The organism is Psychrobacter sp. JCM 18902 (genome assembly GCF_904846615.1).
GTDB lineage: Bacteria > Pseudomonadota > Gammaproteobacteria > Pseudomonadales > Moraxellaceae > Psychrobacter.
This window is the reverse complement of the sequence record NZ_CAJHBK010000004.1, coordinates 1-8,413: the sequence shown is the minus strand read 5'-3', so window position 1 is coordinate 8,413 and position 8,413 is coordinate 1. Positions and strand designations below refer to the sequence as shown.

The window sequence follows — 8,413 nt, the reverse complement described above, 5'->3', positions numbered from 1 at the left end:
CTATTGCTGATGTAGACGTCATTAAAACTTTATGCACAGATGAAAGATTATCTGCAGTAACAAATATCTCATCGGCTCTAGTATCCTTTTCTATATAGCCAACTTTATAGTAGCTTGGCTCCTGCATTCGTTGTCTTATTAAACCTCTGCCAGTGGTAGTTTTGCTAGAATTACCAGAAGAATTAATTATCAGTAATCGAAATTCAGCTTTAGAGCCCTTTTTTTGAGAGTTATTTTCAATCATATTAGTATCTACCTTATTTCCTTGAAAGCTATCAATAATTAATCGTATTTTTCACTGATTCATTCAGAGTGTACAGATATAACCAACCCACAGCAAGTACTTGAAAATAAAAGGTTTTATGTAATTTTAGTTATGGTATTACATATATATTCATGTAATTTTAGTTATGGTATTACATATATATTAGATACTTTCTTATCGCTTGTATCATGGACGAAGACTGGTAGAGCACCTAAGGGTAGAATCTTCTATTTCAGTCTTAATTTTATTATTAAGTAATATCCCAAGATTAAAAGGCTCAGGCGCTTTGATGTCACCATATAACCCTTGATGATACGCTCGCTTGATTTCCATACCTTTAGTCCATGTCCGTAAATCTCGATTGCCGCGAGACTCACTGACTCTCTCATAATCTCTTTGGCGACCCTCAATAAGGTGCGCTCGCTCTGCTAACGCCTGAAAACCCTCCTCATAGATAGTGCCTTTTAGCCTAACATTTCGCTTCATATTAGGATGCGCCACACTGATACTGCTTTTAGTGGCTCTCTTGATAGTCAGACCCATGTCTTCTAAGGAATAAAGCACACTGCTGCGGTTATTAAGACTGCCCTCTGCTAGGCTATACCGCATTCTTCGATCAATGGCTTCTTTCAGAGCAAAAGTGCTCTCAGGATTAGCGATGATCTCATCATCTTCTTTTTCCTGCTCCTTCTCTTTAGACTTGGACGGCCTATCATATGGTGTTGGCCGTGGCGCATTATTCACATAAGGGTTGATTAGCCGCTTACGCTCTGGGTCATTAGGATCTGTTAGGCCATACTCTTGATTGATGATGTTCTTAAACGCATTAACTCGTAACAAATCAGCACCAGCATAAAATGGCTGCAGCCGCTTACCACTTCGCAGCTCTTGGCAAGGAATCACAAAATTTAGCTCCAGCCGTCCACCCTTATCAGTATGTTCTACCCATAAAATATCGTACTGATCAGGCTCAAGCCCTGTAAACAGCGTATCTTCAAAGCGCTGCATGAAGTCTTTTTTCTGCAAATCCGTGAATTGTGTCGCATCCTCAGTGAAAGATAGCACCCCTGCCTTATATTTTTGCTGATAAGGCGTGGCATTGATTAGCTGCTCAGTGAGCTTAGGATCGCCGTAGAGCACCTTTGCACCCTCTCTAGGCTTACCACCCTTAGCAACCAGCAAGTAATTAATTGGCCCTGCGCCAGAGCCTTTACCCCTCCTAAAAAACTTAACAATCATGGCTCACCTCGCAAATGATTATCTAGCAGCGCATTAATCGTAGCCCTAATAGCTTTGATCTGTTCAAGCACACTTTCATCTATCGACTTGTCGATGTTAACGTGTTTTGTGACTTGATTGAGGTTAGAGCCAATGCGACCAAGTGCGCGCACTAACTCAGGATCAGCTGGCTTCATAGGGGTTACCCCTAAACCCAAATCACGCATCCATCCTGCCATCGTCGTTCCCTGTTGGCGCTTTTTTAGCTCAGCCAACTCGTCCTCAGATACTCGAATCGCGATCTCTTTAGTCCTTTTTTGACCGCTGATTTGTGGCATGAAACTTACTCCTGTTCTAGGGCTAGGGGGTGGTTGGGGGTCAAGGGGGCGATAGCCCCTTTGTCAGCACCTAAGAGGGGATATTGTAGCGAAGCGGAATAGCCCCCTCTTAGGACTGCTGGCTTAACAATTTTATAATTTAAGTATGTATTTGTCTGTACCTATTTTAAAATAAACGACTGTACCTATGATATTATAATTGACTGTACTCATAACAACACGAATGGCTGTACCTATAGTTAAGGACATCAATTATGGATAAGAGACGTAAAAATATGCAGCTATATAATGCGCTTCGTTCTGCCAGAGTGGAGGGTATGATTGATATGATAAATACCATTGACTGTGGTTGTAGTGAGCTTGATGTGTTAGGTGTTTACGATGGTTATAGATTAGAGCGTCAAATTAATTCATATAGGGCAATGAAGATAGCTCAGTATTTTGGTGTGAATGTCAGTAAAGGCAAACTAACCAGATTCTCTAAACCGAAAGATCATCACTACGATCTTTCTACTTCTCAACTGATGGATTATATAAGTGAACATTATGATGCTTTTGTAAACTATTGGGAGTGGTTTAGACAAGGAGCTGAACTCCAAGCTAAATTAAAGTTCTTCACTATAGAAGAATTAAAAGAAATAAGAGAAAAAGGTTTTTAAGGTTTTTAAGGTTTTTAAAAGCTTTTACGTAGGCTGTATCCTTTGGTATTGATGGCTTATAGGATTGATAAGTATACGTTTATACACCCATAGATATACGTTTATACACCCATAGATATACGTTTATACACCCATAGATATACGTTTATACACCCATAGATATACGTATTTACAATGCTAGTATATTTATATACAATTAAAATTTAATTGTATATAAATGGATTTCATATGACAAGAACTAGCATAGTAAGCAAAGCTAATGCGTTTATTGAATCGGGTTATGCGATTAACTTAGTCGCTCAGCGTGTAATTATCTTAGCTATTATTGAAGCGAGAGAACAGGGAAGTATGTCTGAAATTGGAGGTATTCACCGTATTAAAGCGTCCGATTACGGTAAGCACTTTGAATGTGATAAAACTACTGCCTATCGCTCATTAAAGTCTGCTTGTGAAAGTCTTTATGAAAGTGAGTTTGTTTGGACTGACAAGGATCTGAAGGGACATGACAAGATAAATAAGTCTAGATTTGTACAACGTGCTTCATATAGTGAGGGTGGTGGGTATATAGAGGTTATGTTTGGAAACGACGTTATTCCACTTATAACAAGACTTAGTGAGAAATATACAGAGTATGAGCTACAACAAATAAAAGACCTGAATAGCATTTACGCATTGCGTATCTTTGAAATATTAATGCAGTGGAGTAGTGTTGGTAAGACCCCTCCAATTACAATCGAAAATTTACGTAATCGTTTGGGTATCGAAGAACACCAATATAAAACTATGGGAAATTTTAAAAATCGTGTCCTAGACCATGCTATTAAAGAGATTAATGATAATACGAATATTACAGCGACTTATGAACAACACAAAGAAGGTCGTAGGATTGTTGGCTTTACGTTCAGATTCAAAATAAAAAATAAGCCTGAGAAAGTGACAGGCATAAAGAGAGACGATGATACGCCTGATATGCTTACCCCTTTAAAGATGACAGATAAACAAAAGGGTGTTTTTGCGGCTAAGCTGTCGAGAATGAGTGAGCTGGCTAACTATGCTAAGCAAGGTGAAGACTATAATGCATTTGCTGAGCGGATCGAAACTGAGCTATTAGATGAAAGTAAGCATGCTTTTTATATCCCTTATCTCGATAAATTAGGTTTTAAGCTTTGATAAACCCATGATTAAAAGAACCACCGTCTTCTTTTCTTCTCAGAAACAGTCTCAGCTGGGGTATTTATATCTTGTGCAGGCTGTGGCTCAGCGTCAATTTTGGGTTGTTTGAACTCTAGCAATCTTACTTGTGCAAAATCGTGAATACTGGCGTTGGCTTTCTCCAATGTCTTATTTAATTGACCGATTTGTTGTTGGTAGTTCTCTATCAACTGTTTTTGATCGCTGACTTGCTGCCGTAGGTGTTCGTTCTTCAGCTTCTCTAGCTCTAATTGGTGTTCAAGCGCTGTACTGTTCTGTACAGCCTGACTGTTAGAGTGCGTGTTTTTCGTAGTGTTCAGTGATTGTTCAGTACGTTTTTTGGCAACAGGTTCGCCAAACACTCGAAGCATCTCGGCAGTATCAATTTTCTTGTCTGCGGTTCTAGAAAGCTCACCATCGTTGACTTTCTGATAAATTGTTGTTCTTGATACGCCCCATTCTTTTGCTGCTTTCGTCACCGATATGTTCATTGTCAACCTAGTATCCAAGTACGTTTTTAATCATTGTACAGCAGGACTGTTCAGAACGTTAAGTGGACAACTACCTCACTTGGCTCACTTAATTGATTTTTTCCTACCCACCCTCTTTCTTTAGGCACTTGCTAGTATTCCAATGATGTCTTAATAAGAACATTTATTTGTTTTTAAAATAGGACTGCTTGTTGATTAAGAGTTATATTAGATAGTTTTAAGTTTTGGAGAATCGGCTGTGGTACAAGAAAGTAACTTTAACCATGATTTAAAACAAGAGCAGATACTGGGTAGGTATTTAGACAAGATATATGAAACTAGCGGTATGGAAGGCGCATTGAGAAGGGTTACAAGCCTTGACTTACAAAATGCAGGCGTTGATTTAGTTTACTCGAGTGCATCCAATAATAATGGCTTCACCTATAACATAGACGAGAAAGCCCAGCTCACCTACTTAAACAAAAGCTTACCAACATTCGCTTTTGAATTATCGTACATGTTAAATGGTAAACAAAAAAAGGGTTGGTTATTCGATGCCACTAAGACAACTTACTATTATTTTTTGGTAACTAGTATCTTTTTAAAAAATGGTTTAACCAAACTAAGTCATGAAAGTGAGATATCAGGATGCACTCTAACTAAAGTTCATAGAAGTAATTTGCAGTCAATGCTCTGTAATAGCAAGATAACGAATCCCGATTCAGAAGGCTTTTTAAATGAATTTGAAGGGAGAGTGTTAACAGAGCTTACCTGTGAAGAGCTTTCGGAAAAGCTAAGAGCTTCGGAAAAAGGCTCAACAAACTCAAAAAGTATAAAACTAAATAATTATATTAAGCTTTTTTATACAGGTTGGTTGGCAGAAAAGCCAATAAATCTAGTGGTCAACCTGAATTATATCTTACATAATTCGAGGAACTCATCCCAAAAACGCTATAAAACAGCTGAGAGCGGTGAGATAGAGTTATTTGGAGAGTCAAAATGACTGATTTGCCTTATGATTACTATTCAAAAGAAAGCATACTCAAGTATGCGTCGCAATTAGTAGATAAATCGTTGAGAGAGGTCATTGATGTTAGTGATTTGGATCAAAATAGACTGAATAAAGGTAGGTTTGGTCAGATACTCGAAGAATACTATTTTTACAAAAAACTTGACTCTAATTCGCAACCAGACTTTCCTGAAGCTGGTCTAGAGCTAAAGTCTGGTGCTGTTAAGAAGCTTATAAGAAAAGGTGAGTTGAGAGCAAAAGAGCGGTTGGTTCTAAGTATTATTGACTACAATGATTTGGTTACACAAAATTTTAGAACTGGTTCTTTTTATACGAAAAACGCTGAAATGCTTTTGGTTTTTCATTTGCATGAGAAGAATACTAATGTTTTGGACTATATTGTTAAGTTAGTAGGGATATGGAATTTCCCAGCAGAAGACCTAAAGGTAATAGAGCATGATTGGAAACTAATAAAGAGTAAAGTCGAAAATGGCGAGGCTCATACTCTATCAGAAGGAGATACATTTTACTTAGGAGCATGTACTAAAGGCGCAAATTCTAGTAGTACAAGGTCTCAACCGAACTCTAATATACCTGCAAAACAGCGCGCTTTCTCATTGAAGCCAGGCTATGTGAATCATATATTAGCTAAACTATCAGGAGTTACTGACGGTAGCTTCGGAAAATTAGTGACTGCACCTGATTTAGAGTTAGCAGAGTATGATATTGAACGAATAGCTTTGGATAAATTTAAGCCCTATTACGGTAAAACTCCAGAAGATATTGCTGATATGCTAAATGTCGGTTACAACCCAAAAGCTAAACACAGATTTGCAATGCTGACTAAGGAAATCCTAGGGGTTAGTAGCAAACAAGAGGTTGAAGAGTTTAGTAAGGCTGATATAACGATAAAAACTGTCCGAATTGATGATAAAAACCTCCCTTATGAAAGCCTTTCTTTCCCTGCTTTTGCGTATGAAGCAATAGTGAAAGAAGATAGTTGGGAGTTAAGTGAGTTTAACGAACTACTCGAAAAAAGATTTTTGTTTGTGTTTTTTAAAACCACCAAGCAAGGCTTATTGTTAAATAAGGTATTATTTTGGAACATGCCATATGCAGATAGACAAGAAGCAAAGTCTGTATGGTTAAAAACAAAGCAATTAATAATAGATGGGAATATTGTAAAGAAAGTAGAAGCGAGCAAAATACGTAGAACTTACTTCCCAAAAAAGTCAGAAAGCAAAGTTGCTCATATCAGACCTCATGCAACGACTACTCAAGATGTTTATCCCTTACCTGTACCTGACGCACTGACAAAAGTGACTAGTTACACAAAGCATAGCTTTTGGCTAAACGACACATATCTTAGAGACAGTATATATATGTAATACTAAAAAACTTGATCCCCAATTAAGTCTATGGTAGTCTACAAACCCTCGTAACCATGGGATTTAAGTAATGAGCCAAGATATTAGAGTAGTAGAGCTATTTGCTGGCGTAGGTGGTTTTAGACTTGGTCTAGAGTCAGCATCTACCCGATTCAAAACAGTTTGGGCGAACCAATGGGAGCCTAATAAGAAGACACAGCACGCTTTTGATTGTTACGTAGAACACTTTGGTTCAGATAACCATGTTAATGCTGATATTGCTACTGTTAAACATATAGTTCCGGATCACGACTTACTGGTAGGTGGATTCCCTTGCCAAGACTATTCTGTAGCGAGTACAGGAGCAAAAGGTATCGAGGGTACTAAGGGCGTCTTATGGTGGGAAATAAGAGATATTATCGAGTCTAAAAAACCTAAATGGGTTTTACTCGAAAATGTAGATAGGTTGCTAAAATCTCCATCTTCGCAAAGAGGGAGAGATTTTGCAGTTATTTTACGCTGTCTTATAGACTTGGGTTACTGTGTGGAATGGAGAGTCATCAATGCAGCAGATTATGGCTATGCACAGAGACGTAGAAGAGTATTTATTTTTGCAAGTCAACAGAGCTGTGCAAGCATTGTTGATTATTCAAAAACCGACCCTTCTGATTTGGTAATTAAAGAAGGTTTCTTTGCTCAAACATTCCCTGTAGAAGACGCTGTAAACACAAAGAAAACCAGTAATTTAGATATATCTAAAGACAAGTTTAAGGACTTAAAAGCTTTATCAGACTCATTTGCTGGTCAATTCTACAATGCAGGGGTAGTCCAAGCCGATGGTAGTATTTTCTCAACAGAGATTCTGCCAATCAAGGTCGATCCTGTACCGCTTAAAGACATTTTGGAAGAAGAAGCTGTTGATGAAAAGTTTTTTCTAAAGCAAAATTTAGAAAAGTGGGAGTATCTAAAAGGCGCTAAAAAAATACCTCGTATAAAGCCTAATGGAGAACCTTACTTCTACGCTGAAGGTGGCATGAGCTTTCCTGACAATATAGATGTACCAGCTCGTACAATATTAACCAGCGAGTCTAGTGTCAATCGCAGCAGCCACGTTGTTGTTGATAAAACATCAGGGAAACTCCGATTATTAACCCCTATCGAGTGCGAAAGACTAAATGGTTTTCCAGATAACTGGACAGATACTGGAATGCCGCATAAATTTAGATATTTTGCGATGGGTAATGCGCTGGTAGTACCTATAGTCGAAAGAATCGGTAAACAGCTTATCAATGTATAGATAGATTATGGTAAATGATTTTTGGTACTAAAAAGCCACCAATGCAGGTGGCTTTTTCTATACCTGGGCTGTTCAAGCAGACTTGCTAAATAGCATATCAAAGACCTCATCATGTGCTTGTCTTGATGCCAAAATACTTCTCTGAACAGAAACTACTTCAACGAAGTAAGCTTGTGATGCTCTATGCGTACCTATGTCTAAGCTAAGTCGATTTTTCAAAAGATCTACTTGCTCTCTATTTTTTTTATATTTACTTTCTGTAACGTCATCATATTTGATGTCTAACGTATCTAACTTTTCATAAAAATCATAGCTTTTAACTTGCGCCCTTAAATCGTAAGGTACTTTAAGTTCATCAAGTTTGTTTGTTAGTATTTCAAAATAATCGTTGTTGTGAGTCCCTTTGTTAAATAAAACCCTAATTTTGCTAGATGGTATGCCGATTTCTATTAGCTTCTCAATCGTTCTAATACTATCTTTTATTAGTTTTGGTGACGAATTGATAGTAGGAACGAGAACAAAATCATAATCTTCATGACAACCTTCCATTTCCTTCATCTTGTTAATAGTCTGTTCGTACGCCGCTATTTCGACTTCAA

Annotated in this window: 8 protein-coding genes and 2 pseudogenes; 5 read left to right on the top strand and 5 right to left on the bottom strand. The window is 37.8% G+C overall.

The genetic code is table 11. The annotated features are described in order from the left end of the window. The 3 genes and pseudogenes from JMY05_RS13795 to JMY05_RS13785 form a co-directional block, all read right to left on the bottom strand. Window positions 1–244: pseudogene (locus JMY05_RS13795) on the bottom strand (hypothetical protein); the annotation flags it as partial. 207 nt (window positions 245–451) lie between these two features. Next, on the bottom strand, window positions 452–1,504 hold the full coding sequence (locus JMY05_RS13790; protein ID WP_201615437.1) for a relaxase/mobilization nuclease domain-containing protein: 1,053 nt from the start codon (window positions 1,502–1,504) through the stop codon (window positions 452–454). Then, the gene (locus tag JMY05_RS13785; RefSeq protein WP_045448326.1) at window positions 1,501–1,821 is read right to left on the bottom strand and encodes a plasmid mobilization protein; all 321 of its coding nucleotides are present in this window, start codon (window positions 1,819–1,821) and stop codon (window positions 1,501–1,503) included. The genes JMY05_RS13790 and JMY05_RS13785 overlap by 4 nt, the downstream gene beginning before the upstream one ends. 254 nt (window positions 1,822–2,075) lie before the next feature. Here JMY05_RS13785 and JMY05_RS13780 point away from each other — a divergent pair, with 254 nt between their 5' ends. Next, on the top strand, window positions 2,076–2,480 hold the full coding sequence (locus JMY05_RS13780; RefSeq protein ID WP_045448324.1) for a hypothetical protein: 405 nt from the start codon (window positions 2,076–2,078) through the stop codon (window positions 2,478–2,480). Window positions 2,481–2,708: 228 nt separating this feature from the next. Continuing rightward, window positions 2,709–3,650 (top strand): replication initiation protein RepM, encoded by a 942-nt coding sequence (gene repM, locus JMY05_RS13775; protein WP_045448322.1) that lies wholly within the window; start codon window positions 2,709–2,711, stop codon window positions 3,648–3,650. A gap of 11 nt (window positions 3,651–3,661) precedes the next feature. Here repM and JMY05_RS13770 read toward each other — a convergent pair whose 3' ends face one another. Continuing rightward, window positions 3,662–4,162, bottom strand: coding sequence for a plasmid replication DNA-binding protein (locus JMY05_RS13770; protein ID WP_045448320.1), 501 nt, complete (start codon window positions 4,160–4,162; stop codon window positions 3,662–3,664). Between the two features lie 238 nt (window positions 4,163–4,400). Between JMY05_RS13770 and JMY05_RS13765 the strand changes: the two genes are divergently transcribed. From JMY05_RS13765 to dcm, 3 genes are all read left to right on the top strand, one after another. Beyond that, window positions 4,401–5,144 (top strand): hypothetical protein, encoded by a 744-nt coding sequence (locus tag JMY05_RS13765; RefSeq protein WP_201615436.1) that lies wholly within the window; start codon window positions 4,401–4,403, stop codon window positions 5,142–5,144. Beyond that, window positions 5,141–6,538: a Sau3AI family type II restriction endonuclease gene (locus JMY05_RS13760; protein WP_045448318.1), complete on the top strand. Its 1,398-nt coding sequence runs from the start codon at window positions 5,141–5,143 to the stop codon at window positions 6,536–6,538. The genes JMY05_RS13765 and JMY05_RS13760 overlap by 4 nt, the downstream gene beginning before the upstream one ends. A 70-nt stretch (window positions 6,539–6,608) precedes the next feature. Further along, window positions 6,609–7,814: a DNA (cytosine-5-)-methyltransferase gene (gene dcm / locus JMY05_RS13755; RefSeq protein ID WP_201615435.1), complete on the top strand. Its 1,206-nt coding sequence runs from the start codon at window positions 6,609–6,611 to the stop codon at window positions 7,812–7,814. A 72-nt stretch (window positions 7,815–7,886) separates the two neighbouring features. On the opposite strand, the pseudogene JMY05_RS13750 reads toward dcm, so the two are convergent. Beyond that, window positions 7,887–8,413 (bottom strand): annotated as a pseudogene (locus JMY05_RS13750) (hypothetical protein); the annotation flags it as partial.